22 protein-coding genes are annotated in these 25312 nt (G+C 39.7%); 19 read left to right on the forward strand and 3 right to left on the reverse strand.

What is annotated here, in order from left to right; translation table 11 throughout:
• Positions 1-20 precede the first annotated feature (20 nt).
• The 19 genes from FVA69_RS00765 to FVA69_RS00855 all read left to right on the forward strand — a co-directional run bounded on the left by FVA69_RS00765 (position 21) and on the right by FVA69_RS00855 (position 20948).
• Positions 21-2087 (forward strand): EscV/YscV/HrcV family type III secretion system export apparatus protein, encoded by a 2067-nt coding sequence (locus tag FVA69_RS00765; protein ID WP_123382660.1) that lies wholly within the window; start codon positions 21-23, stop codon positions 2085-2087.
• A 95-nt stretch (positions 2088-2182) separates the two neighbouring features.
• Positions 2183-2587, forward strand: coding sequence for a type III secretion system protein (locus tag FVA69_RS00770; protein WP_004266188.1), 405 nt, complete (start codon positions 2183-2185; stop codon positions 2585-2587).
• A 6-nt stretch (positions 2588-2593) separates the two neighbouring features.
• The gene (gene sctN, locus FVA69_RS00775) at positions 2594-3886 is read left to right on the forward strand and encodes a type III secretion system ATPase SctN (protein WP_123382659.1); all 1293 of its coding nucleotides are present in this window, start codon (positions 2594-2596) and stop codon (positions 3884-3886) included.
• Entirely contained in the window at positions 3886-4341 is a 456-nt protein-coding gene (locus FVA69_RS00780; protein ID WP_004266186.1) for a hypothetical protein, read from the forward strand. Before sctN ends, FVA69_RS00780 begins: the two co-directional genes overlap by 1 nt.
• Positions 4313-6016 (forward strand): SpaN/EivJ family type III secretion system needle length determinant, encoded by a 1704-nt coding sequence (locus FVA69_RS00785; RefSeq protein WP_123382658.1) that lies wholly within the window; start codon positions 4313-4315, stop codon positions 6014-6016. The genes FVA69_RS00780 and FVA69_RS00785 overlap by 29 nt, the downstream gene beginning before the upstream one ends.
• A gap of 2 nt (positions 6017-6018) precedes the next feature.
• Entirely contained in the window at positions 6019-6951 is a 933-nt protein-coding gene (locus FVA69_RS00790) for a FliM/FliN family flagellar motor switch protein (RefSeq protein ID WP_110731495.1), read from the forward strand.
• Between the two features lie 10 nt (positions 6952-6961).
• Entirely contained in the window at positions 6962-7618 is a 657-nt protein-coding gene (locus FVA69_RS00795; RefSeq protein WP_272513474.1) for an EscR/YscR/HrcR family type III secretion system export apparatus protein, read from the forward strand.
• A gap of 13 nt (positions 7619-7631) precedes the next feature.
• The gene (sctS, locus tag FVA69_RS00800) at positions 7632-7904 is read left to right on the forward strand and encodes a type III secretion system export apparatus subunit SctS (protein ID WP_004266181.1); all 273 of its coding nucleotides are present in this window, start codon (positions 7632-7634) and stop codon (positions 7902-7904) included.
• Complete coding sequence (sctT, locus tag FVA69_RS00805; protein ID WP_042851467.1) at positions 7901-8695, forward strand: type III secretion system export apparatus subunit SctT; 795 nt, start codon at positions 7901-7903, stop codon at positions 8693-8695. Before sctS ends, sctT begins: the two co-directional genes overlap by 4 nt.
• 21 nt (positions 8696-8716) lie before the next feature.
• Positions 8717-9820, forward strand: coding sequence for an EscU/YscU/HrcU family type III secretion system export apparatus switch protein (locus tag FVA69_RS00810; RefSeq protein ID WP_164528254.1), 1104 nt, complete (start codon positions 8717-8719; stop codon positions 9818-9820).
• Between the two features lie 115 nt (positions 9821-9935).
• Positions 9936-10457, forward strand: a complete 522-nt coding sequence (sicA, locus tag FVA69_RS00815) for a type III secretion system translocator chaperone SicA (RefSeq protein ID WP_123382657.1) — start codon at positions 9936-9938, stop codon at positions 10455-10457.
• Positions 10458-10467: 10 nt separating this feature from the next.
• Positions 10468-12381: a type III secretion system translocon subunit SctE gene (gene sctE, locus FVA69_RS00820; RefSeq protein ID WP_164528255.1), complete on the forward strand. Its 1914-nt coding sequence runs from the start codon at positions 10468-10470 to the stop codon at positions 12379-12381.
• Between the two features lie 20 nt (positions 12382-12401).
• Positions 12402-13736, forward strand: a complete 1335-nt coding sequence (locus FVA69_RS00825) for a type III secretion target, IpaC/SipC family protein (RefSeq protein WP_123382655.1) — start codon at positions 12402-12404, stop codon at positions 13734-13736.
• 3 nt (positions 13737-13739) lie between these two features.
• Positions 13740-14978 carry a hypothetical protein gene (locus FVA69_RS00830; RefSeq protein WP_164528256.1) on the forward strand — a complete coding sequence of 413 codons (1239 nt, stop codon included), beginning with the start codon at positions 13740-13742 and terminating at the stop codon, positions 14976-14978.
• Between the two features lie 77 nt (positions 14979-15055).
• The gene (locus tag FVA69_RS00835) at positions 15056-16987 is read left to right on the forward strand and encodes a hypothetical protein (RefSeq protein ID WP_164528257.1); all 1932 of its coding nucleotides are present in this window, start codon (positions 15056-15058) and stop codon (positions 16985-16987) included.
• 3 nt (positions 16988-16990) lie between these two features.
• Complete coding sequence (locus FVA69_RS00840) at positions 16991-17242, forward strand: acyl carrier protein (protein ID WP_123382652.1); 252 nt, start codon at positions 16991-16993, stop codon at positions 17240-17242.
• A gap of 243 nt (positions 17243-17485) precedes the next feature.
• Positions 17486-18871, forward strand: a complete 1386-nt coding sequence (locus FVA69_RS00845) for an MFS transporter (RefSeq protein WP_109912337.1) — start codon at positions 17486-17488, stop codon at positions 18869-18871.
• A gap of 76 nt (positions 18872-18947) precedes the next feature.
• Complete coding sequence (locus FVA69_RS00850; RefSeq protein WP_109912339.1) at positions 18948-19949, forward strand: LacI family DNA-binding transcriptional regulator; 1002 nt, start codon at positions 18948-18950, stop codon at positions 19947-19949.
• Between the two features lie 24 nt (positions 19950-19973).
• Complete coding sequence (locus FVA69_RS00855; RefSeq protein WP_109912341.1) at positions 19974-20948, forward strand: nucleoside hydrolase; 975 nt, start codon at positions 19974-19976, stop codon at positions 20946-20948.
• A gap of 40 nt (positions 20949-20988) precedes the next feature.
• Here FVA69_RS00855 and FVA69_RS00860 read toward each other — a convergent pair whose 3' ends face one another.
• The 3 genes from FVA69_RS00860 to FVA69_RS00870 all read right to left on the reverse strand — a co-directional run bounded on the left by FVA69_RS00860 (position 20989) and on the right by FVA69_RS00870 (position 25108).
• On the reverse strand, positions 20989-22377 hold the full coding sequence (locus tag FVA69_RS00860) for an amidohydrolase family protein (RefSeq protein ID WP_164528258.1): 1389 nt from the start codon (positions 22375-22377) through the stop codon (positions 20989-20991).
• 141 nt (positions 22378-22518) lie between these two features.
• Positions 22519-23469, reverse strand: a complete 951-nt coding sequence (locus tag FVA69_RS00865) for a carbamate kinase family protein (RefSeq protein WP_110731485.1) — start codon at positions 23467-23469, stop codon at positions 22519-22521.
• Positions 23470-23545: 76 nt separating this feature from the next.
• Positions 23546-25108 (reverse strand): hypothetical protein, encoded by a 1563-nt coding sequence (locus FVA69_RS00870; protein ID WP_004266166.1) that lies wholly within the window; start codon positions 25106-25108, stop codon positions 23546-23548.
• Positions 25109-25312: the final 204 nt, after the last annotated feature.

Below are 25312 nucleotides of genomic sequence, written 5' to 3' on the forward strand. Positions count from 1 at the left end.
TGCGATAGGAAAATTATCCCATGAAAAGTATCACCGGATTTTTATTACAAATCCGTAATCGTCCAGAATTGATGGTATTAGTTATCATGGTAATGGTTATTGCGATGTTGATCATTCCATTGCCAACTATATTAGTCGATTTATTAATTGGCTTAAATATTATGATATCTGTACTCATTTTTATGAGCTCTTTTTATATAACTCGGGTATTAAACTTTCAATCATTTCCTTCTATTTTATTAATAAGTACATTATTTCGATTAGCTTTATCAATTAGTACCAGCCGCTTAATTTTACTAGAAGCAGATGCTGGGGATATTATTGCTACTTTTGGTGAATTTGTTATTCAAGACAATTTAGTGGTTGGAATGGTGGTATTTGCCATTGTCACCATTGTACAGTTCATTGTTATTACGAAAGGTTCTGAACGTATTGCTGAAGTGGCAGCCCGTTTCTCTCTCGATGCAATGCCAGGTAAACAAATGAGTATTGATGCGGATTTACGGGCTGGTGTGATTGATGAGGCGACAGTTAAAGAGAAGCGTGGCGACCTTGAAAAAGAGAGCCAATTGTTTGGTTCTTTCGATGGTGCGATGAAATTCATTAAAGGGGATGCGATCGCGGGCATTATCATCATTTTTGTTAACTTAATTGGAGGGATATCTGTTGGTACAGCTCAGCAGGGCATGGATGTTTCAACTGCACTAAATACTTTTTCCTTATTAACTATCGGTGATGGTTTAGTCGCTCAAATCCCTGCACTACTCATTTCTATCAGTGCTGGTTTTATTGTGACTCGAGTAGGTGGTAATGATAAGAACTTAGGTGAAAATATTGTTTCAGAGTTATTTGCAAATGACTTTACGATATTAATTACGGCATTTATTGTACTCTCTATGGGTTTTTTGCCTGGTTTTCCAACTATGATATTTTTACTATTATCCGGGGTTCTTATTGGGTTATTTACTTTCAGGTATTTAAAAAAACAAAAAAATAAGCAAAAAACAGCGAATAGTGAAGCTGAAATTATTAATTCAGATGTGACGGAAGGTGAAACTCAAAGAGAAAATAGTGATGTTGAAGATGAATATATCCCGGAAACATTACCGATTATCATTTCTGTTAATCAAAAATATAAAAAACATTTAGAAGATAATAAATTTTTATCCAGAATGAAAAAGGATATTTTTATTCGTTATGGGTATAGGATTCCTGATATTGCCGTTAACTATTCACCTATTATACCTGAAAATAAAATGGTGATACTCATTAATGAAATTAAAGCAGGAGAATATGATATCTATTTCCATGGGTATCGTTTACTGACTATCAATGACGAACCTGAATACCTTGGTATGTCATTGACTAAGTTTACGGATGAATATGGTTCGGTGAGTACTTGGTTTGAACAAAAAGACCTACCCAACATTGAGCAGCTGGGTCTAATGGCTCGAGACGATGTGACAGAAGCCATTGATTGTGTAAGTAGTTTGTTGTTGAGATTTATTAATGAATTTTTCGGTATTCAAGAAACGAAAAACTTACTTGATGATCTTGAAAGAAAATACCCAGAATTACTGAAAGAGTGCTATCGCCATGCCACAGTACAAAAAGTAACCGAAGTTTTTCAACGCTTATTAATGGAAAAAATATCAGTTCGTAATATGAAATTGATTATAGAAACCTTAGTGCAGTGGGTGCCAAAAGAAAAAGATAGCTTAATGTTAGTCGAGCACGTAAGAAGTGCAATGGCACGCTACATTTCATCTCGTTTTTCTGTAGATGGGCGTTTGAATGTTCTCATGATTAACTCAGAGCTAGAAGACACTATACGTCAAGGGATTAGGCAGGCTTCCGGTGGAGTATACTTACATCTTGAGCCAGAAAAAACTAATGAGTTGATACAGGCAGCAGAGTTTGCTTTAGAAAATAGTTATTTATCAGTTAGGGATGTGAACATTTTAGTGCCTGTTGATATTCGTCGTTTTGTCAAAAAAATCTTAGAAGGCCGTTTTCCTGAGTTAGAAGTACTTTCTTTTAATGAAGTTTCTGAAATGGTCAAAGTCAATGTGGTCAAAACCATATAATCAAAAAATCGGCTTTATTAACAAATAAAGCAACCGAATTCAATATAACTATCAGTATTGAATAATTAAAATATCCTAAAATATAAGGAATACCAATGAAATATAGATTTATAGAAATGCTAAATGAATATTTAAATTCTATGGGACGTAGTGATCTAGTTAACTCTCAATTAGATTGTCATTCTAATATTCAGTTTGAAATGCATGGTTTTGCTGAAATTAATATTGACCTATCTACAGACGATATTATCATTTGGTGTAGTTTAGATAATTGTAACTATAGCCATTTAGATGCGGTTAGTGCTTCCTTATTAAAATCATTATTAGAATACCCGCCAAATAATTTTTATCCAGGCCAACCGGCATTGAATATTGTGGATGATGCTTATGTCCTTTCTGCCGTTTTAAAAGAATCAGCTTTAAATAATATTCAATTATTTGCAGATAGTTTTGAAGAATTCTTTGAGCGTGCAAATGAACTTAACAGCCTAATTTCTTAATCTATTATGAAGTTATTTGATCTCTGCGCGCATCCTGCGCGCATTCATGGGTGCCTAATTGAAGCCCCACTACAAGGCGTATTTATTGGTGAGATTTGTTTTATTGAGCATTCTCTTGCGCAGCCAAATGTTATTGCCAAAGCACAGGTTGTTGGTTTTAAAGAAGGGCTCACGGTACTGAGTCTAATCGGTCGTGCTCAAGGTTTAACACGAGAAGTGGTTATTCGCCCGAGCGGTTATCCGTTTGTATTTGAAGTGGGTGAACATTTAGCAGGTAAAATTTTTAATGCGGCAGGTGAACAAGTTGGTACGTTGAGTGAAAACCTTTCTGAGCCAATGTTACTCAATGCGAAATTACTGCGCATTGATAGCCCTCCAGTGAGTGTTACACAAAGGCGGCCTGTTGCTGAACCGATGGTAACAGGGGTGCGTGCCATTGATAGCTTACTGACATGTGGCTTAGGTCAGCGAATTGGTATTTTCGCCGCTGCAGGTAGCGGTAAAACCTCATTAATGAACATGATCATCAACCATGCTCATGCGGATATTCATGTCGTTGCTTTAATTGGTGAGCGAGGTCGAGAGGTTATTGAATTTATTGAAGAATTAAAAGAGTCACCTCATGCAGCACAGACCATTTTAATTTATGCGACTTCAGATAGCCCACCAATTGAGCGATGTAATGCCGCGTTACTTGCGACTACGATTGCTGAATATTTTCGTGACTGTGGTCGTAATGTATTGCTGTACGTTGATTCCATGACTCGATATGCGCGTGCGTTGCGAGACGTGGCTTTGGCTACCGGAGAACTACCTGCTAGGCGTGGTTATCCTGCTTCTGTTTTTGAACAGCTTCCTATGTTGTTGGAACGCCCAGGGCAACTAAAACATGGCTCGATTACCGCTTTTTATACGGTGTTATTAGAAAGTGAAGAAGAAGCTGACCCGATTGGTGATGAAATTCGCTCAATTCTGGACGGCCATATTTACTTGAGTCACAAATTAGCCGGACGTGGACATTATCCAGCGATTGATATCTTACACAGTATTAGCCGCGTATTCCAAAAAGTGACTACACCGGAACATCGTCGGTGTGCAATTGATTTGCGTGACATGATCTCAAGGCTTGAGCAAATTCAGCTTTACCTTGAGTTAGGTGAATATCAACGTGGAGAAAGCCATGAAAATGACCGCGCTTTAGATAAAAAAGAGCAAATTGAAGGTTTCTTAAAACAAGCCATGGATGAGCCAATGAATTTCGACAATATGTTAAACATTCTCAATGAATTGGCGTCTTAATGATTTCTAATTTATTGGCTTTAACTGAGCGACGTTTTGACCGGACATTACAAGAACAATCGCAATTAAATTCAATAATAAAGCAACAGCAACAACAATGTATGGATATTCGCCAGCGTATTTTAGTTCTGGCGACACAGACCACATCTTATGAAAAATCAGAAGAATTAAGCCGAATCGCATTTTGGGAACGGCAGCGATTGAAGGCTGTGGTTCTATCCGAAATTGCTCAATTTGAATTTCAAATAGAAACCTTAGCCGTTGAAATATCAAAAAATAAAATACTGCAGTCTGAAATTGCTAAACGAGCATTTATTTTACGCAATAAGTGCGAGAAATTCCGAAATTATCTCAAGCAGCAACGTATAGCAAGAAGGTTAAAATCAGAACTTCAGCAACAAAATGAAATTGAGGAGTTATTCGTACATGTCAGTAATAAAAGCGAGCTCAAATGACAAAGTACCTCATGTAGTTATCGAGGGAAAAGCAATGTCATCAACATATAATACCACTGAATTTAGCCATCAAAATATAACAAAAAAAATGGCGAAGCTAGTGAGTGACAAAAATATGATGAAGTTGTTCAATCATAAAAGTCAAAATCAACAAAAGGATATATCTATTTTTCTACCGGTAGCTCTTTCTTCTATGCAACAAATATCGCAATTTAGCGACTTAGCGAAAGAACTGATTACCTGGAAAGAAAGCGCATATATTGGTGAAGGCAACCAAACGGCAGAACAAAACAAAGAATTAAATATTAAAGAGACCGAGCCGTTAATAAATCACTATCTATTTACGGAGCACAATAATTTAGATATTAACCCATTACCTCATTTGACGACTATGGACCAAGCCGAAAATGTAGGTGCATTAATCGTAGATAATAATGCGAATATTAAATTACAGAGTAATTCACTTACTGAGGACCAAGTTGAAATTTCTTATAACCTAGTAGCTGATAATAACTTTGATACTAATCTCATTACTAGCACACCTACCGTTGATAATAACTTGCCGATGACGCCGAACATTTCAGCTGAACAGAATATTACTGACGAAGATGAGACTCCATTATATAACACTATGATGGTTGGTTTTCCATTACAGAATATCCCGCAGCGAGCAAAGGGAAAAGTTAGCGATAATTCAGTTCAATACGAAAAAAATAAATTTCAATTAAGTGAAAAGACTCAGCTCAATGTAGAAAGTTCGTTGGCGGAGTTAGCGTCTAAGAATACTTTAAGGCCGACATTAAAACAGTTAAAACCACAGATAAAAACTGAACAACCACATATTGAACATGCAGAAAAAACCGTAATTAAATCCGTAAATCCACAGGAAATTGGTCAAGAGCTATTAAAGCCAATTCATCATCGACCAATTAGTTCATCTGATACCACTTCATTAAATATGTTCCCTCGAACAAATAACCGATTGAAAGATGGGGCATTAAAAAATAATTCTTCCCTTCTGGGGCAGCAGTTAGTATTCCATCAGGTGGATGATCAACAGGGTATTAAGCAAGGTATTAAAGATAATAGCGCTCATCATGTTGACGCACAGCTTGAGTTCGTTATTGCAGAAAAGGAGCCCTTTATGCTGCCGGCAGCATCACAGAGGATCACCGCTTTAGATAATAATAAGCAGATTTCATTATCTGAAAAACCTACACACCATTTCTCTAATGAAGCGCAAGCGGCGGCGACATCTTCACAAATTTCATCTGTAGAAGAAATAGATCCTTCTACCAATATCATGGCAACAACATTAAATGAGGCAATGCGACCGTCTGTACCACTACAGGTTGTGCAACAGAAGCAAGAGGTGCATAAAGCGCCAGAACTCATGGAAAATAATCCACTTTTAGGTGAAGACAAACAGCCAAAATCGATGGAGCGTAGTCTCACTTATACCTTTAATCAGTGGCAAAGTAGCCCCTCAGTGACATTTGAATTGGCATCTAAAGGGGAGTTCATTGCTTCGACAGCGAGCCGAGACGTCCAGTTGGCATTGAATGAAAATAAACATTTATTGAACCATGAAAGCAGCGTGCAGATCCGACGTGAAGATGAACGCCAGCAGCAGCGAAACAGACAGCAGCATGACCAACAGCAAGAAGAAGATTAATTATGTTGAAGATTCGACGGATCAGTTCTCAAGAAAAACAACTTAAAATTTGGCAGCAATGTTACCTAGTTAATGCACAAATAAAGCAAGCTAACCGCAGTATTCCTTATTTCAAATTATCGCTTGTGAGTGAAACACAGAAAATAAACGCATTAGTTGCAGTTGAAAGTTGGTGTCATTATCGTTGGCCTAAACTCGTTCATTATGCATGGAATTTATTATCAACCAATCAGTTATGCGAATTATTTGCCTCTGAATATATCGGAATTACATTTTTCTCCCAGGATTTCCGTTGTGAATCTGTCGAGATAGTTGATGATATGCGTATTAACTACCAGCCTTGGTTAATCGTCAAGGAGACTCACCTTGGGGAAGTATTATTAGCAGAGCCAATTGAAGGTTTAGAAAAAAAACAACAAACGAATCAGATAGTTGGCCATTTAAAATTGCAAGCTGATTGGATATTGGGATATAGCTATATTAGCGCCAAACTTTTGCAAACCATAGAATTACGAGATGTGCTGAGTATCCAACAATTACAGTTAAATATGTCTGTTACAGGACAGACATTAGCACGATATCAAAAGCAAGAAGAAGGACTATTTATGATTGAAGAATTAGTGGCGCCAAAAGATGAAAGTGAATGTGTACTTCCTGAAGAAGATGAAGTGCAAGAAGCTGTACGTCCCTTTAATGTAAAAGATATGAATATTAAATTAACCTTTGTTTTAGGCCATACCGATATTACTGTTGATGAGCTTTCAAAGATGGAGCCTGGTTATATTTATTCTATTGGTGAAAATAAAGAACGTGAAGTTAAAGTTTATGCCAACAAACAACTTATAGCCGAAGGGGAACTTATTTATATTGGCAATAGTGATGAGCTAGGGTTAGAAATCACACATATTGTGAGTTTAGGTGATAAAAGAGTTTAATATGCCAACAATACCAGAAGGAATTCCATTATTAGTAATTATCGCCTTTTCAACATTATTGCCATTTATTATTGCTGCGGGCACTTGTTATTTAAAAATCTCGATTGTATTAATTATGGTACGTAATGCGATGGGGGTTCAACAAGTTCCTTCTACTATGGTATTAAATGGTATCGCGTTGCTACTTTCTATTTTCGTGATGATGCCAGTATTACAGGATGTGAATAATCATATGCGGCAAGAGCCGGTTGATTTTAGTAATGCTCAATCAATCGATAATTTTGTTGAGAATGGACTAGGGGGATACAGAGCTTATTTGAAAAAATATTCAGACCCGCAGTTAGTCACTTTCTTTGAATCAATACAACAAGGCCGAAGCGAAGAGGAAGTGGCGGCTGATGAGGGTGAAGCTACATTATTTTCTTTGTTACCCGCATATGCATTAAGCGAAATTAAATCGGCTTTTGAAATTGGTTTTTATATTTACTTGCCGTTTGTTGTGGTTGATTTGGTTATTTCCAGCATTTTATTGGCGCTGGGTATGATGATGATGAGCCCAGTGACAATTTCGATCCCAGTTAAATTAATTCTATTTGTTGCAATCGATGGGTGGTCGCTGATTTCTAAAGGATTGGTAATGCAATACATTGAATTAGCACAGCATTAAAGCGAATAATACTATGGATCAAATCGTTTATTTAAGTAATAAAACGATGCTATTAATCGTTTTATTATCAGCAATACCCGTGATAGTAGCTACTACTGTGGGGTTATTGGTAGGGTTACTGCAAACCGTCACGCAGCTTCAAGAACAAACATTACCTTTTGGCATAAAACTATTAGCGGTTTTTGGTTCGCTCTTTATGATCTCAGGTTGGTTAGCCGATAAAGTGATGAATTTTGCATTAGAAACTTTAAGTGCAGCGATCCCTGCTATTGGGCTATTCGGATGAACCAGGAAATGCTATCGCTGATGTCCTCACTCTATTTTGTCTTTCAAGAGGGGTTGATAAAAATAGCGTTAGCTTGGCTGAGAATTGCACCAGTGATGTTTTTACTTCCTTTTTTAAGTAATAAACTGCTCAATGGTGGAATTATTAAAAACTGTGTGGTGGCGTATATTGCGTTAGGTTTATGGCCTTTTTTTTCTTCTCATGCCATACAATGGGATGAAATTAACTTCGTTGATGTCTTTATTTATGAAATTTCGATTGGGCTCGTATTAGCATTGATATTAGCTTTACCTTTTATGATAGCTAATGTTATTGGTGAGTTAATCGATGCACAGCGTGGTGAAACGATTAGCAGTATTGTCGACCCGGCGAGTGGTTCAGAAGCATCAGAGCTGGCAGTTTTATTGAGTCATATTACTTGTATGGTGTTTTTAGCTCAGGGAGGCATGTATCAACTCGCTAATATATTTGCACAAAGTTATCAATTATTACCCTTTGCTCATGGATTTACTTCATTTAATAGCCTCCCCTTAGGGGAGTGGTTAAATAAAATGGTTGTTAATGGTGTTGTTTTGACAGCTCCAATATTAGTGACATTATTTATTACAGAGGTCGCTCTAGGGTTATATTCCCGTTTTTGCCCTCAACTAAATGCATTTTCGTTATCTTTGGCAATAAAATCAATCATCGCATTTTGTGTATTTCTGCTTTATTTCCATAATGAAGTTCCTGACATATTAGTGAATATGATTTCAATTTCACCACTACGAGATGTATTTATTTCCTCTTAATTGCTATGAGTATAAATAGTTATGGCTGAAAAAACAGAGAAGCCTACCGATAAAAAAATCAAAGACTCAGCAAAGAAAGGACAAAGTTTTAAAAGTAAAGATAGTGTTGCTGCAATTGTGCTAGTAGTTAGTGCATTTGTGATAGAAGGGCTCTCTAGTTTATATGAGCTCGGTGGGTTAATGCGTAAAATATTTTTACATCCAACGGAGATAAAAATTGATGCATTACTTTGGCAATTTTTCACTATCTTTTTAAGCGTTGTTTTACCGGTGTTATTTGCTTGTTTTTTATCTGGTGCGATAATTTCTTTATTACAAAGTCGTTTTAGATTAGCTAGCGAAGCTATTAAACTCGACTTTGCAAAATTAAATCCAATTGCAGGGTTTAAAAAAATATTTTCATTGAATTCATTGAAGGAATTAATTAAGGCTGTCTTGTATTTAATTGTCTTTATTGTATCAACATTAGTCTTTTTTATTGTTTGGCGCAAAGATATTTTTATGCTCTACAGAACGATGATAAATGGAATGATTAGTCAATGGGTTAGTCTGTGTATAACATTTATTGTTGTTTTTCTTGCTGTCGCTCTAATAATTATATTGGTTGACGCAATAGCTGAATTCTTTTTGTATATTAAAAACTTAAAAATGGAAAAGCAAGAGGTCAAAAAGGAATATAAAGATAATGAGGGTGACCTTCATATCAAAAGTGCACGCCGAGGGATGCATCAGGAATTACTGTCGGAAGAGGTTAAGTCAAACGTTCGTAATTCAACATTCGTAATGGCAAACCCAACGCATATTGCATTACTTATTTATTATGATTCGGATATTGCACCATTACCCTTTTTATTCTCTAAAAGTAAAGGTTCGCAAGCAAAAGCAATTGTTAAATACGCGGAACAACAAGGTATTCCTGTTATTAGAGACATAGTCCTAGCAAGGCAAATATGGCGTTCATATAAAAATGACAGTTTTATCGATGAAAGAGGATTAGAGGATGTTATGCAAATAATATCTTGGTTATTCCGTATCGAATTAGTAAAAATGGGAGTTGATATTGATAGCGCATTGGAAAAAATAGGGGGGAATGAATCACATTCACAAAAAAATAACAATCATTAATTAATGATTTATTTGTTACTTGAATCGTTTTTTTAAAGAAAGAACCAAGCCGGTTAATTATGATGCAAACATAAAGTATGTGTTATGCATTGCATATCAACAATAAGGTAAATATATGAATAATGCGGAAACAAACAATTTTCAACAAATGGATATGGAAGAATTACTTGACAATATTACTACTGCATTAATGGATGGTGCCACTTATAAAGATATACACGGTATTCCACAGAGTACGATGGATGGCATTTATTCTTATGCATACGAATTCTATCAACAAGGTAAATTAAAAGAAGCAGAAACTTTTTTTCGATTTTTAAGTATTTATGATTTCTATAATACAGATTATGTCATGGGCCTTGCTGCCGTCTATCAATTAACGAAGCGATATGCGAAAGCAACAGAATTATATGCCTTAGCATTTGTATTGGCTAAAAATGATTACCGCCCACTTTTTCATGCAGGGCAATGTAATTTAATGATGAAAAAAAGTAGTGCAGCGATTCACTGTTTTGAAAGTGTTGTAAAAAGTAGTACCGATATTGATTTACAAAATAAATCTCAAGCTTATTTAACCGCACTGGAAAAAAACCTAGAAAAAACAAATTCAGATAATAAAAAACCTAATATGGAGTAGAGGAAATTATATGGTTCAAATTACCAATTCAAGTAATGAACGAATAAATAATATTCATACATTTCTACAAGGCAATAATCCTATTGGATTAGGGGAAGAGAGCATCAAGGCAGTTCTGGCTTTGGAAATGGCGTGTGAGGAATTAACGTCAACAGAGCAGATGAAGCGTAGCCGCATTGAGAATGCGCCACAGTTACCATCCCCCAAAATTAAGCTGTCCATTATGTCCAAGGCCGCTGCGGCAAAAGAGGAGAGGTTATCGCTAAAGGAAGAGGAATTTAATGCGACTTCAGTCCTTGTTGGGAGTATTTCGACATTACGCCAATTATTACATGAAGGGAATATTAATGAGTTGGCTAATCGTCTTCAATTATTGAACATAGCATCAAATACACTGAAAGAAAAAGGAAATGATTTATTAAACTCTTTTGTAAATAATACGAATCAAGCCAGTGCGTTTAATAACGAAGTTAACGTTTTAAAACAAGAGCGTGCTGAAAGTAAAGCGCGTTTAGCAAACCTCCAGTCTCAGCAAGGTGGGAACCAAGCGAAGATTAAGCAGCAAATTACGACAGAAAAAACAAAAATTACAAGTTTGGACACCCGAATTGATGACCTGCTTGAGTTAGCGAGTAAATATGCGGAAGACGCAGGTGAAGATTCTAGCAAACTCAATCAATTTATAGATGCTGCACCACGCCGCGTTGATATTGATGGTGAAAAATGGGAAAGCACCTTAGCACTATTAACTATGTTGACTGGCCAGCTTAAAAAATCGATGAACGAAGATTCGATTCGTAATATGAAAGAGCAAGAAGAAGTCATGGCAAAAATCAATGAAGCTTCTCGCAAAGATTCAGATAAAAAAGCCAAAGAGGCAGATGAAGCGCAGCGTAAAGCTGATGAAGCCAATAAATCAGCCTCCTGTGCCAGTAAAATTTTTAGCTATGTGATGCTTGCAGTGTCTGTGATTGCGACGGTTGCGACCTTTGGCGCTGCTGCGCCATTAGCGATTGCGGTCGCTGCGGTTGGTATTGTTATCTCTGTCGCTGATATCGTGCTGGAAGAAACCGGGCAAAGTAGCTTGATGCAGATGTTAGCTACAGAAATCTCTAGTGCCGTTACCGATATGCTGATCAATTTTGGTGTCTCAGAGGAAAAAGCGAAGCAGATTGGTAATATTGTTGGAATGGTTGTGGCAGCAATCGCATTCTTAGCTCTCTCATTAGCCTCTATGTCATCTTTTGTGAAAAACATCGCCAAAGTTGCCACTAACGCAGTAAAAATGCTTGCTAAAAATGCAGGAGCTTTATTGAAAAGTATTATTAAGTCGATGCCAAGTAGTTTAACGAATGCCTTAGGGAATATTGCGAATGGCGCAGGTAAGGTAGGGAAATCGGCTGATAATATGGTAACGCTCACTAAATTTACCAAATTAGCTGACGGTATTGATGATTTACAGCAAGCGGTAAAAACCACCACGAAGGTAGCACAAAAAGCCGATGACATGAAAGACCTTGTAAAAGCGGCTGATAAAGTAGTAGACCAAGCTGACAATATTACAGATATCACCAAAACTGCAGATAAAGCAATAAATTCAGTTAAAACACAAAGTGTAGCCGCAGCTCGTCTTGAAGTGGGTATGAAGGGAACCGGAGCGGTATTGACGGTTGCTAATACAGCAACGACAGGAGGACTGAATTTACATGCTGCTGGACAAATTCGTGACATGAAAGAAATGCTTGCAGGCATGATGCTTAATAGCGAAACCATTCAAGCTTTGGATGAGTTATTAAAAAATTTATTGAAGTCTATGTCGAAAAATTACGAACAATTCGAAGATATGTTTAGTGGCATGCTTGCATCGTTAAATCAATCAGACCAAACGAAAGCCAATATGCTGAAAACAGCCCGCTTTGCATAGTTAATATAGGAATTTATCAAATGAGTTTTAATATTCAATCAGAATTAAGTAAGCTAGTATTATTTCATAAGCCTGCCAGTTTTGGCGGTGTTTCTCCTACTATTAACAGTAATGTAAAAGTAGGAGTGACTCATTTCCCGCAAGGCGTTCAATTAAATGATGTGCATGCAATGGCATCAGGGGCTGAGGTAATGGTGGATAGGCCATCCTTAAGAACGCCTCAATTTTCAATTGATGATGGCCAAATGTTGTCGGATATCAGTGCGTTAGCCGATTCAGATAAGCTAACCATTTTGGATGATCTTCATGCATTTCGCACATTAACACCCGAAAGTATCCAGCAGGCAATCAGTAAGGTGTTAAAAGAAGAAAAAAGCCATATTGAACAGGTGGTTGGAGATGCTCAGCTACCCGACGAAGCTAATTTAAAGCAGATGTCCCAAGCTATTCAATTATTGATTGCCAGTAGTTTTTTCAAAGATTCATTCTCTGGGCAGCTTGAAAGTAATGATGGTAATAGAGGGCAACAGTCTATTGATAGTGTTAAAAACGATACTTTTGTTGGCATTATTAGTAACGATTTGATGGTGGAACTATCGAAAATTATTCGCAAAGTAATGGTAGAAATTAATATTTCAGATCGCCGTATTAGTGCGGATTTCCTGCAATTAAATGCCAAAATGGTACAAGCTTCCGCGGATTCAACTATTCGTGAGGGTAAAGAAACCTTTAAAGGCGCGATGATGGGCTTTTTTACCTCCCTAGCAATTACTGCTGCGGGCAGTGCTTTCCAAGCTAGAGGGCTGCGTCAGCAACAGCAATCGATTAAACATAATTTGGTGCCAGGAAATCAAAATATCAGTGGTGCTAGTAAGTTATCTGGGTTAAATGGCAAAGTGGGTAGCGATGCAGCGAAACCGAATACCCTGAATTTAACGGGGAAAGATGGTTCAACTGTGACGTTGAGTAGTCAACCTACACAAAATCAAAAGAATCTTGCAAGCCAAAGAGTTGAAGAAGCCGGCATACGTACAAGAGATTTGGGAATGTCACAGCATGAGAAGCACGACCAAATCATGAATAAATCTCGCGTACAAATGGGTGTGGCTGAGCAAGCCTCTCGAATGTCAGATAATGCAGGTCAGTTAGCAACGACATCAAATCAAGTCAATGTGAAATCGGCAGAAGCAGACAAAATGATGGAACAATCAGTGGCTGATATTGCACGGTCAGTTTCCGCTGATAAAGATAAACAAATTGATAAAAGCCAAGACCTTGTTAAACAAATGCTAGAGTATTTACGTGAAATTCGTGAAGTCAGCTTTAAAGCAATGCAAAGTCTGGTAAGGGGCTAGTGAATGAATATCTCAGCCTTGGGTTATCATAATTCATTGAATGTTACTCAATTACCGTCAATCCCTATCGCTGTTGAACAAACACCTCCCCCCTTTCTGGGGGAGGTTACTTTTAATGATGCACTTCCCCCCCATGAGAGGGCAGCCGATGCATTTCAGCAAATGGGGTATCAAGTTCCAGAGCAAAATATTCAACCACCGCAGGTAAAGGACTCATTGGCAACGATAAACATCAAAGCAAAAATGCTGGCACACAAAATTAATAGCACTAATGATAACTACAACAGTGCGAAAGGATTATTAGCCAGACAACAGATTGCTGATGGTAGACCTCATATTGCAGGGATAAGTGAGGTTATTGAAAATATATATACGGATTATCAGAAAAAATACGGTGAATTAGTTAAAGCCTCGACCCAATATATGCAAGATATGAATACGTTGGCCAGTAAGATGTCCCGTTATATAGAGGCAGGGGATAACGGTAAAATAAATTTTGCCAAAGAGCATATATTAAATAGCATGGATGAAATAGTTGCTAAATATGCAGGTACCAGTGCGAAAGAAAAGGTAAAAATAGAGATAAAATATGATGGAACCGCGAATGCTATAGGGCTTAGTATGCTGGAAGAAGAGTTAGCTAAAGGAACTAACCTTTTAAAGATATTGGAAGTTACAAACAAGGGAGTTTCTGGTTCATTTCAATCCTTGATTGATAAGGTAAAGGGTGAAATTGCAGAATTAAAGCGACAGCAGCAGCAGCTAAAAGACGATAACAAAAGAATAGAAGAACAAATTAAATCAAATGAAACACGAATCGGGATCGGCGAATATTTCGGTAAATGGGAACCTGATTACAACAAAGCTGATCCGTTGATGAAGATCAAAGGCAGTAAGGAAGAACACGAATTCTGGACAAAAAAATTGACAGGCCAAGGGTTCGTAATAAAAGAGATTAAGGGTGAGCTACGTATTTACCCCGATTTAAAACCGATCAAAGAGATGTTCCATGCTATTAATCATTCTTCCGGTAAATGGAATGAGGGTAGTGATATTATGTCTCAAGAGTTTCAAAGCTTACAATCAGCAGTTGATAGCCAAAAAAATACCATTAATAGCTCAGTATCTCGTTTATTAGAAACGTTCCGTCAAGATAATAGTCATTTTGAAACGTTAACTCAGTTACTGATTCAATTATATAAAGATTTACAACAATATAATAATGGTTACGTCAATATGTAATAGCAGAAATTAACCTTTATCTATAGGGTAAAATTGTATATTTAATTTCACCCTATATTTATCAATAAGGAGGGGCGATGATTATAAATAAAAATATAACGACACCAATTGTAAAAAATTCATTATCTGTATCTAATCAAAACAATAAATCATTTTTAAATAATATAAATTCAGTTAATAATGTAGGGCAGGAAGCGCATTTCTCTGTCAAAGAACAGGGTGTTGATAAAACATATAATATTTCAGGTAGAAGTGAAGAATTACATTCGAGTAACCAGAAATTACAGGCGAATATAATCAAATCACTATTAAGTGAAAAACATCCAGATATAAGTTTGGAAATGATAACCAAAACCCTAGGTTTGGGACATGGTGGAAATCTTCAAGGGCAAAAGTTGCAGTATCAGCCTGAAAATGCCCTCATTGTTTTGACATTATTGGCACCTGAAGAAATTAAGGGTTCAAAGGTATTAGATTGTGCAGCAAAGCTTATTAAGCAACTAAATAACAGCGAGAATGATAAAAGCTTTAAGCAGGTACTTAAATCATCGCAAACAGCCCTTGAAGCAGAACTCCTTGACAATATATTGAGCGAAAATAATATTGATGAGTTAATTCAACGTTTTGCAGATAAATATGTTCAGCCTGCAATTAAAGAAAAATTAGCGCCTTTTTTATCTGAAAAAACTATCGAAGAATTACCAACAGATAAATTATTCGATGTTTCTCTTCAGGAAACAAAAAAAGAGTTAATTATGGAAGCGAAAAACCAGCTGATAAAACATAAAGTTGATAAATCAGTTGATAGGCTCTTACAGCTACATAATATATTTTCGGCATTGGAACAACAAATCGAAATTATGGGGCAGCTAAGTGTTTCTATAAATGTGGATGGTAATACTGAGAATAGTGTAACAACAAGTTCTGCGAAAAATAGCAAACCAGAAGATACTGTGGATGGTGGTACGGACCCTGTTATTTCCTCTAATGGTTCAGCGCCAGCATCGTCTAAATCAACGGTGAACAATTACGTTACTAACAATTATTATTCTATGCCAAAAGAGTTAAAGGTTATGAATAACGAAGGGAGCAAAACGAGTCAGTTTGAAAATAAAACTGTTGATAGTCACACACCTGAATCAGTGGAAAAAAATAGCCCCGAAGAGGATGATAATAAGCCCAGTATGCCTCGGTTTAAAAGCACGTTAGAAATTCCTCAAGTCAATAACGAACGGCCAGCGGTATTAGGCGAAAATGCACGTTCTTCGGCTGATAAATTACGCCAAAGCGTTCTGGATAATGCACAGGCTCCATCTGCGCAAACGAGTAGCATGCCATCAAAACCTATTGAAACTAAGCCTAATTTTGATATTAACGCTTTTCTTCCTAAATCGATGGCATCAACGGGGCGCTTCGAACTCGTTGAAATTATTGACAAAGTGACAGGTAAATCGAAGAAGAGTTGGCAAACTAAGGCCCCTGAAGCAAAGAGTGTCACATTATCGGAGCATGGGGCGTTAACTCGTAGCCAAGTAGAGAAAGAGCGTTATGCGAGTGGGCCGATAGCGTCAGGAGTGGAAAAAATGGGAGTCCCTAATAATATCAATACGTTCAGTAACCGATTTAAACCCGCAGAAATTGTTGATGAAGTAACAGGGAAAACGAAGACAACGTGGCAGTTATCGGATGAGAAAGCAAGCCAGCCTGTCACGTTAACAGAGATGGGGGCGTTAACTCATAACCAAGTAGAGAAAGAGCGTTATGCGAGTGGGCCGATAGCGTCAGGAGTGGAAAAAATGGGGGTCCCTAATAATATCAATACGTTCAGTAATCGATTTAAACCCGCAGAAATTGTTGATGAAGTAACAGGGAAAACGAAGACAACGTGGCAGTTATCTGATGGGAAAACAAGTCAACTTGTCACGTTAACAGAGATGGGGGCGTTAACTCGTAACCAAGCAGATAAAGAACACTACAACGATAATGCTATCCGTTCTGAAAAAGGTTAAGAGATGACAGCACAGAGTTTAGTTCAGCAACAATGGGTAGAAAATCAAATTAAGGAAATTCGTACTTATTCAGGGATCACGAAGCCTTTCACCATGGACTCAGCCCTAATCAGAGATATACATATTGATTCTTTAGAAATGTTGGAATTGATAGCGGCTATCGAACAGTATACAGGGCAACCAATTAACGATGAAGTTTGGATGAAATGGTATAAGTTGAGTGATATTGTCGAGTATCTATTGAGTGTCAAATAAACAGATAAAGCCACGGTATTTATTCGAACGTGGCTTTTATTTTTAAGCTTTTTTATTTATTTCCTATCGAATTATTGCCATCACATAAAATTCATATTTTTGTCATCAAGTGATAACGCTCACAAAATAGCATACCCTCGTTTGCTTAATTCTACGCGCGTAGACTATCCTTTAAGTAAATAAAAAACGCCAGTTAGATTTTTTGATTAATAGGCTTTGCGCCAACACCAAGGGTTTATAACTATGGCTACACAATTAAATATCGAGGCGAATCAACAAGCCGCGCAAGAGCGGTTAAGTACGCCAGAAGGAAAAAAAGATTTCCGGCGGGCGATTTTCTCTTGTTGGTTAGGTACAACCATGGAATATGCGGATTTTGCTCTCTATGGTTTAGCGGCAGGTATTATTTTCGGTGATGTTTTCTTCCCTGATGCAACGCCTATTATGGCGCTGTTATCCAGTTTTGCCGCCTATTCCGTTGGGTTTATCGCCCGTCCAATTGGTGCATTATTTTTTGGTTGGTTAGGTGATAAACATGGCCGAAAAATGGTCATGGTGATCACGATTGCATTGATGGGGTTATCGACCACCCTTATTGGTGCGATACCCAGCCACGCACAGATTGGTGTTTGGGCGCCCGTTTGTTTGGTGATCCTACGGTTTGCCCAAGGCTTAGGTGCGGGAGCTGAGCTATCCGGTGGAACTGTGATGCTAGGCGAATACGCCCCCGTAAAACGTCGCGGTTTAGTTTCATCAATCATTGCATTAGGCTCCAACAGTGGAACATTACTGGCCTCAATGATTTGGCTGATAGTTTTACAATTGGACAAAGAAAGCCTGATGTCGTGGGGATGGCGTATTCCCTTCCTTGGCAGTATTTTAATCGCCTTGGCGGCGTTATTTATTCGTCAGCATATGCGAGAAACACCTGTTTTTGAAAGGCAAAAAGAGCAGCTTGCTGAAGAACGTCGCCTTGCATTGGAATCTGATACCGTGGCTCATCCTGTTGATAACCGTTCATTTTGGCAAAAAACGCGTGCGTTTTGGACCATGGTCGGGTTACGTATCGGCGAAAACGGCCCATCTTATCTCGCCCAAGGCTTTATCATCGGTTATGTCACCAAAATATTGTTGGTGGATAAATCTGTGCCAACAACGGCGGTTTTAATTGCTTCAATCCTTGGTTTTGCCATCATTCCATTTGCAGGGTGGTTATCAGATAAATTTGGGCGCCGTATTGTTTATCGTTGGTTCTGTTTCCTATTGATGCTGTATGCCGTACCCGCGTTTATGTTATTAGACTCTCGCGAACCGATGATCGTTATCCCGACGATAGTGGTTGGAATGGGGTTAGCATCACTGGGCATTTTCGGGGTACAAGCGGCTTGGGGCGTAGAATTATTTGGCGTGCGTAATCGCTATACTAAAATGGCCTTTGCTAAAGAACTCGGCTCTATTTTATCCGGAGGTACAGCTCCATTAGTGGCATCTGCACTGTTGTCTTGGACAGGTCAGTGGTGGCCAATTGCCGTCTATTTTATTGGAATGGCTGGCATTGGTTTGGTGACCACATTCTTTGCACCAGAAACCCGAGGTCGTGACTTAAACCTGCCTGAAGATGCGATATAAGTGAGCATGGTTGTATATAAAAATCAGAGTGGCTGCTATTCTTTGGCAACGTCATGTTGGAAAAAGGAACTGCTGAGTGTCTGATACGAATGACCGTAAAGTGACGCGGGTAGATGTTGCCCGCGAAGCCGGAACCTCGGTTGCGGTAGTCAGTTATGTAATTAACAATGGCCCTCGTCCTGTTGCAGAGGCAACACGGCAAAAGGTGTTAGCAGCAATCAAAAAAACGGGGTATCGGCCAAATGGTATTGCAAAAGCGCTAGCGTCGGGTAGCACTCAAACCTATGGGCTAGTGATCCCCGATATCTCTAACCCGTTTTTAGCCTCTATTGCGCATGCCTTGCAGCGAGAAGCGTTTAAATATGGGCATGTTTTGTTGCTGGGTGATGCGGGAGATTCACGAGTTCGTGAAAAAGAGCTGATTAATAACCTGTTGTTAAGGCAAGTTGAAGGCCTCATTTATACCAGTGTTGACCGGCATCCCTATGTTGATTTAATTCAGTCATCAGGCACGCCTTGTGTGATGCTTGATAGGATTGAAGCCACAGAAGGGATCAGTACCATTCAAGTGAATGAGAAGCTCGCAGCCTATAAAATTACTCGTCATCTCATTAAGCATGGCTATCAAAATATTGGCATTATTTGCGGCCCAAATGAGATGCTCAATACCCAAGACCGCTTAAATGGTTGGAAAGCTGCACTCACAGAAGCTGACTTAACGATACAACAAAAATGGATTTTATCAGGGGAATATACCCGCGTTTGGGGCTACCAGGCTATCTATCAGATGCGGGAAGAGGGGTTCCCTGAAGCTATTTTTGCCACGAATGAATTGCAAGCTTTTGGCTGTTTAAAAGCCTTAGCAGAATTAAAATTACGCGTACCGGAAGACATTGCACTGGTGTGTTTTAACGGTACAGTGCAATCAGAATATACCGTTCCAACTCTCACAACTGTTCGCCAGCCTGTTGATAAAATAGCGCAAAGAGCGATACAAATTTTACAAAATTGGCCATCTAAAGAAGCCATCTGTGAAGTGGAATTTGAATTACAAATCGGGCACTCATGCGGGTGCTGATTATTTATTGTTTCAGGGAAATTTATGCGAGTGATTATAGATTGCGACCCCGGTAATGGGGTCGTTGGTGCGAATGTTGATGATGGTCTGGCACTTGCGCTGGCTATCGCTGCACCTGAAATCAAATTGGAAATGATCACCACTGTTTCGGGTAATACACCTAGCGAAATTGGCTTTGACGTTGCCAGCCATTTAGTTCATTCACTGGGTGAAAATATTCCTGTTTATCGTGGTGCATCGTCAGCCTTGGTTGAAACTAGCGCGCCATGGCGTGAACTACTCGATAACGGCGCTGAACGAGCGGAACTTACGCACCTATGGGACGGTCTTCCCCGCATACCTAGTTTACCGAAGTCTATCCCAGAAGCCGCGTTACGTATTGGTGAATTAGTTTGCCAAAACCCGAAACAAATCACGATTATTGCCATTGGCCCATTAACTAATATCGCAATAGCAATTCAGCTGTTTCCTGACATGGCTCAAAACGTGGCGGAGATAGTGGTTATGGGGGCGGTTTTTAACGTACCGGGGTATTTGAAAGACACTAATTTTGGTGTCGACCCTGAAGCAGCCTATGCGGTGCTTAATAGTGGGGCAAACCTGACTTTAGTACCGATGGATGTTACGGTACAAACGCAAATGGTGCATGAGGATCTCGATAAGCTTGCACAAATTGATACGCCACTGAGCCATTTTCTTGTGGCAACAATGCGACCGTGGATGGACTATTCACGTGCGACACGTCATTTAGCAGGGTGTTGGATACATGATGTGTTAACCGTTGCATGGCTATTGGATAAGAGTTTGGTGACTTATGATAAAAAGCATGTAGGTATTGAGCTACAGGGAGCGCTGCGTGGCAAAAGCTTCTGCTATGACGCACTGCGCCTACGGGTCGGAGTTCCTGAACCAAAAACAAAGCCAATCACTGTGCTGCAATCCGTAGATAACTCAGGTTTATTAGATTTAATCTTTAATACGCTCAAACTGAAAAAATAACGTGGCAAGAATAGCGCCTATAGGCGCTATTCTTTTATCACTATGAAGCAGACTTCGGCATCATTCCGTGGGCTAAATGGCCTTTATGAAAAGTCGCGAACCTTGGGGAAATCCGTGCGACTGCCTCAGCAGAACAAGATGCATCAAGTAGCACAAAGCTGGCATCATCCCCTTTAGCTGGCCACACTTGTTGGCCTTTTTCATCTAGTGGCAAAATATTGCCTGTTGCGATGGCCAGTGAGCGAGACAGCGATAACTCATCAGGGCGAGTGTAGAGCTGCGCGTACAAATTAGCTTTTTCTAGCATGTCACCTAGGCCAAAGGGCGACCAATGGTCAATCACGCTATCCGTTCCGGTCATCACAAATACCCCATTTTTATTTAGGGTTTTCAGTGGCATATGCAGTGTGCCAATTGGAACAGTTGAAGCAATGGTGATTTGCTGCTCTGCCAATTGTCTCGCCGTTTTCTCTGCTTGTTCAGGGTTTAATGTTGCCAATGCAAAGGCGTGGCTGATGGTCACTTTACCGCGCAAACTGCGGTTTTCATCTACCGTTTTAATCATATAATCGATAGCGGCAACGCCTGCGGGACTTGTTTCATGTAGATGAATATCCACGCCTTTGTTGTAGTCCAACGCAATTTGGAACATCGAATCGAGAGACTTTTCCATCGCGCTATCTACATTGGTTGGGTCTAAACCACCAACGTAATGAGCGCCTGCTTGCATGGCTTCACGCATTAAACCTTCTGACTTGGAATGTAGTAAACCATGTTGTGGAAAGGCGACGATTTCGCAAGTTAGGTCTTGCTGGTGTTCTCCAAGCACTTTTTGTAAGGCTTCTAAATTTTTCAAACCGGAAACGGGTTCGATATTACAATGGCTACGAGCAATCGTTGATCCTTGGGATTGGATCAGCGCGATCAATGCATTTGCTCTTTCTTCCGTGAAAGGCTGTAATTCAGGTAGCAATTTTTGCTCTAACGCGATCATATCCATAATCGTTTTACCTTCACGTGACTGTGGCGCCTGCCATGGCCCACCATAGAAGGTTTTATCGAGGTGGATATGCATGTCGCGAAAGGCCGGTAGCATGAGTTTGCCTTGCGCACTATAGGCATTCAATGTGCCATCTGCATGTTGTTTATTGGGTAAAACGGCTGCAATTATACCGTCACGGATTTCTACGGTATGTAAGGCGGTTTGGGTGCCGACGACCGTCGAATCATGGTAATTAAAACCCGTTTCGAGTAACACGTCATCAAGGTAATAATGTTTATCCGTGATACTGGATTGGCCTGCTGTTTGGCTAGCTTGGCTCTGGGCAGAGGCAAAGCCCGATACCGCACCAAATAAAGTGCAAGCGGCTGCCACTTTAGCACTGGTGGAAAGGAACTCTCTTCTGCCGGATGATTTTTCTGCTTTCATAGAAACTCCTAGTGATATCCATTTACTGCCGAATTTCCTGTTTTTAAGCGATACTTATCCACCCAGATCGTCATCAAACGATCTGAGGGATACTGCAGTTTGCGACGAACAAAAAATTCGCATGATCCAGATTATAGAAACTTACCCTTGAACAATATGGGTTCCGGTTTCACCGCGTAAAGCTTCTGGTAGTTTTTCAGGGGTGGTGATGATCACTCGTTTACCACCGTTGGCAATAAACGATAGGCTGGCTTCAATCTTCGGTAACATGCTACCTGCTGGGAAATGGCCTTCTTCCATGTAGCGTTGCATGTCGCTGGTGGTGGTTTCGCCAAGTGCTTTTTGTTCAGGTTTGCCGAAGTGAATGCATACTTTTTCGACACCTGTGGTGATAATTAAAATATCGGCATTGAGCTCTTTCGCCAACAAGGTTGTTGATAGGTCTTTATCAATCACCGCATCAACACTTTTGTAGCCACCATTGCCGTTATCAATGACTGGAATACCGCCGCCACCTGCGGCAACCACCACATAATTGTGTTCTGTTAAGGTGCGGATCGCTTGTGATTCAACAACACGTTTTGGTTCGGGGGAAGCCACCACACGGCGATAGCCACGGCCTGAGTCTTCAACAAAATGCCAGTTTGGGTTTTCTTGCTGTAATTGCTGAGCCTGTTGCCCAGTAAAAAATGCCCCAATCGGCTTGGTTGGCGCGCTAAAGTTTGGGTCATTTTTATCCACTTCAACTTGCGTCACTACCGTAATCGCTTGGCGGTTATGGCGTTTTGCTAGGACGTTAGTCAAAGCTTGTTGAACTAAATAGCCAATTCCACCTTGAGTATCTGCCACACAGTTAGCCAGCGGTGTTAAAGGTAAACCTTCGGTTTCATGAGCAATCTCAGCACGGCGCAAATCTAATCCAACTTGAGGTCCATTTCCATGGGTCAAAACAATGTTGTAATTACCTTCAAGCATGTCACTAATGTGGTGTGCAACTTCTTGAACGGCTTTTTCTTGAGCTTCGATAGACTGGCTGTTGTTATCTTTGATAATACTGTTGCCCCCGATGGCAACAACCACGAGTTCTTTCATTGTTAATGTTTCCTGAGACAGAGATTTAGCTGATAGTAGGTGTACAGCGCACACCTACTATAAAAGGTTGGCTTGGTTACACTGACTTACTGAGTTTCTCAGATTTTTCAGCTTGTTGTTCTTCCACCGATTTCCGGCTGTCTAAAAAGTGTTTGAGTACAAATAAAGCTGCCATCATGAGGTATGCGTAAACAAACATCAAGGTTGAACCAGTCGCAATTCCGACCGCTGGGGAGTGAATAATTCCGAAGAATACTAATATTGCTCCCGCGGCAGCAGCAATGGCTCCACGCAGTGGTTGATTGAGGATAGCAAAGATAGCAATACAGCCCCACAGCATACTGGCTAAAGGTGCTCCGTTACCTAAATGAACCAGACCTTGGTAATAAACCCCTTTGTGTAGCAAGGTTTCAACCCCAATCGCACTCGCAGAGGTGCCTGCTGCGCCCATAACACTATTAACCATCGTCAATGCCCAGTTAGCAATCCATGGGAATAGACAGATAAAGATAACGGGAACTTCAATTTTTGGTGTTTCTCGCACAACTTGGTTGGCGGTGACGACCCCGATGAATACCAATATCGGTACGATAGCGGTCATTGGAATGATAGCTAACATGAAGGCACCGATACCGAATAGTGGTACGATAAACATGGTGATACCGGATGCTAATGTATAACCCACGCTTGCTCCCATGGCTTTCCAACCTGCGTGACCTACGTAAACAGTGACAGGGAATGGGTTACCCATAAAACAGCCAACTGTCGATGATAAACCGTTAGCTAACATGACTTTACGCGTATTGTATTCATCACCTGCAGCATGCGCACTTTCGATATTTTCCAGGTCGAAGATATAGTTTGCTAAACCAAGTGGTACCGCTGATGCTAAGTAAGGCAGAGCGTGTGGCAGGCCTTGGAAGAAACTATCAATATGAATACCCGGTGGGTTGAAACCAAATGATGCCATTGAGTCTTTGATTGCTTCCGCACTTTGCAAGCCAGAAACCCATGCCAATACTGTACCGGCAATTAGCAGCAATAAGCCAGTTGGGATGCGAGCAAAAATCGGTTTTTTACCAAACCAGTTAATGAAGATTAATAACAGCACAATGAATGAAACCGTTGGGGCTTCAAATGCTTGCAGCATTGGGTTCATCGCCAGTAACAGTAACCCTAAACCGGATAAACAGGATAACAGTACGGTGCGTGGGATCATCTTACGGATGGTTTCACCTAAGAAAGAACCACCGACGAGGATCATCGACTCAACAAAACACCAAACCAGCGCGATTTGGATCGCAAATTCCGCATTCTGTGTGGTTTGGTAGACCGGCATGATAACTAAGAACGTCACTGTAAAGATAGAAGGCGCACTCGGCCCTGATGGTAAAGCGGTGACGTCATTGCGCCCGGTTTGCTTGATCATTTGCTGACCAAAGTAAGCATAGCTCACACTGGCAAGTAAAACAGCGAAACCAAAGGCGGGAGCGATACGACCGTAAACAATTTCAGATGGGATGCCGACAACGAAAATTAACAGGCCCATCATGGTGAGTAGGTTGGTTAGGTTGTTGGTCATTAAGCCGAAGTAGGCGGCCAAATCCCCACGTTTCCACTTGATTTTGAATATACTCATTTTAAGTATTCCCCTGTATACCCGTCATACTTTGAACCGCAGCGTTGTTGGCTGCATTCACTCGCCCTAGTCACATACTTATGTATGCTCCTAGGGTCTCGTTTACTTGCCGCCTAGCTGCAATTCAAATTATTTAGGGTATGTTCCTATATTTTGAGTTACAGCACTGTTTTTCAAATAAAATCAATCAGGGTATTCGTTTTA

Origin of the sequence: Providencia sp. PROV004 (assembly GCF_011045615.1) — a bacterium.
Taxonomy (GTDB): domain Bacteria; phylum Pseudomonadota; class Gammaproteobacteria; order Enterobacterales; family Enterobacteriaceae; genus Providencia; species Providencia rettgeri.

Bases quoted from the DNA above. Each gene is read 5' to 3' on its own strand.
- FVA69_RS00765 (WP_123382660.1), top strand. From the start codon at position 21: ATGAAAAGTATCACCGGATTTTTATTACAAATCCGTAATCGTCCAGAA.
- FVA69_RS00770 (WP_004266188.1), top strand. From the start codon at position 2,183: ATGAAATATAGATTTATAGAAATGCTAAATGAATATTTAAATTCTATG.
- sctN (WP_123382659.1), top strand. From the start codon at position 2,594: ATGAAGTTATTTGATCTCTGCGCGCATCCTGCGCGCATTCATGGGTGC.
- FVA69_RS00780 (WP_004266186.1), top strand. From the start codon at position 3,886: ATGATTTCTAATTTATTGGCTTTAACTGAGCGACGTTTTGACCGGACA.
- FVA69_RS00785 (WP_123382658.1), top strand. From the start codon at position 4,313: ATGTCAGTAATAAAAGCGAGCTCAAATGACAAAGTACCTCATGTAGTT.
- FVA69_RS00790 (WP_110731495.1), top strand. From the start codon at position 6,019: ATGTTGAAGATTCGACGGATCAGTTCTCAAGAAAAACAACTTAAAATT.
- sctS (WP_004266181.1), top strand. From the start codon at position 7,632: ATGGATCAAATCGTTTATTTAAGTAATAAAACGATGCTATTAATCGTT.
- sctT (WP_042851467.1), top strand. From the start codon at position 7,901: ATGAACCAGGAAATGCTATCGCTGATGTCCTCACTCTATTTTGTCTTT.
- FVA69_RS00810 (WP_164528254.1), top strand. From the start codon at position 8,717: ATGGCTGAAAAAACAGAGAAGCCTACCGATAAAAAAATCAAAGACTCA.
- sicA (WP_123382657.1), top strand. From the start codon at position 9,936: ATGAATAATGCGGAAACAAACAATTTTCAACAAATGGATATGGAAGAA.
- sctE (WP_164528255.1), top strand. From the start codon at position 10,468: ATGGTTCAAATTACCAATTCAAGTAATGAACGAATAAATAATATTCAT.
- FVA69_RS00825 (WP_123382655.1), top strand. From the start codon at position 12,402: ATGAGTTTTAATATTCAATCAGAATTAAGTAAGCTAGTATTATTTCAT.
- FVA69_RS00830 (WP_164528256.1), top strand. From the start codon at position 13,740: ATGAATATCTCAGCCTTGGGTTATCATAATTCATTGAATGTTACTCAA.
- FVA69_RS00835 (WP_164528257.1), top strand. From the start codon at position 15,056: ATGATTATAAATAAAAATATAACGACACCAATTGTAAAAAATTCATTA.
- FVA69_RS00840 (WP_123382652.1), top strand. From the start codon at position 16,991: ATGACAGCACAGAGTTTAGTTCAGCAACAATGGGTAGAAAATCAAATT.
- FVA69_RS00845 (WP_109912337.1), top strand. From the start codon at position 17,486: ATGGCTACACAATTAAATATCGAGGCGAATCAACAAGCCGCGCAAGAG.
- FVA69_RS00855 (WP_109912341.1), top strand. From the start codon at position 19,974: ATGCGAGTGATTATAGATTGCGACCCCGGTAATGGGGTCGTTGGTGCG.
- FVA69_RS00860 (WP_164528258.1), bottom strand. From the start codon at position 22,377: ATGAAAGCAGAAAAATCATCCGGCAGAAGAGAGTTCCTTTCCACCAGT.
- FVA69_RS00865 (WP_110731485.1), bottom strand. From the start codon at position 23,469: ATGAAAGAACTCGTGGTTGTTGCCATCGGGGGCAACAGTATTATCAAA.
- FVA69_RS00870 (WP_004266166.1), bottom strand. From the start codon at position 25,108: ATGAGTATATTCAAAATCAAGTGGAAACGTGGGGATTTGGCCGCCTAC.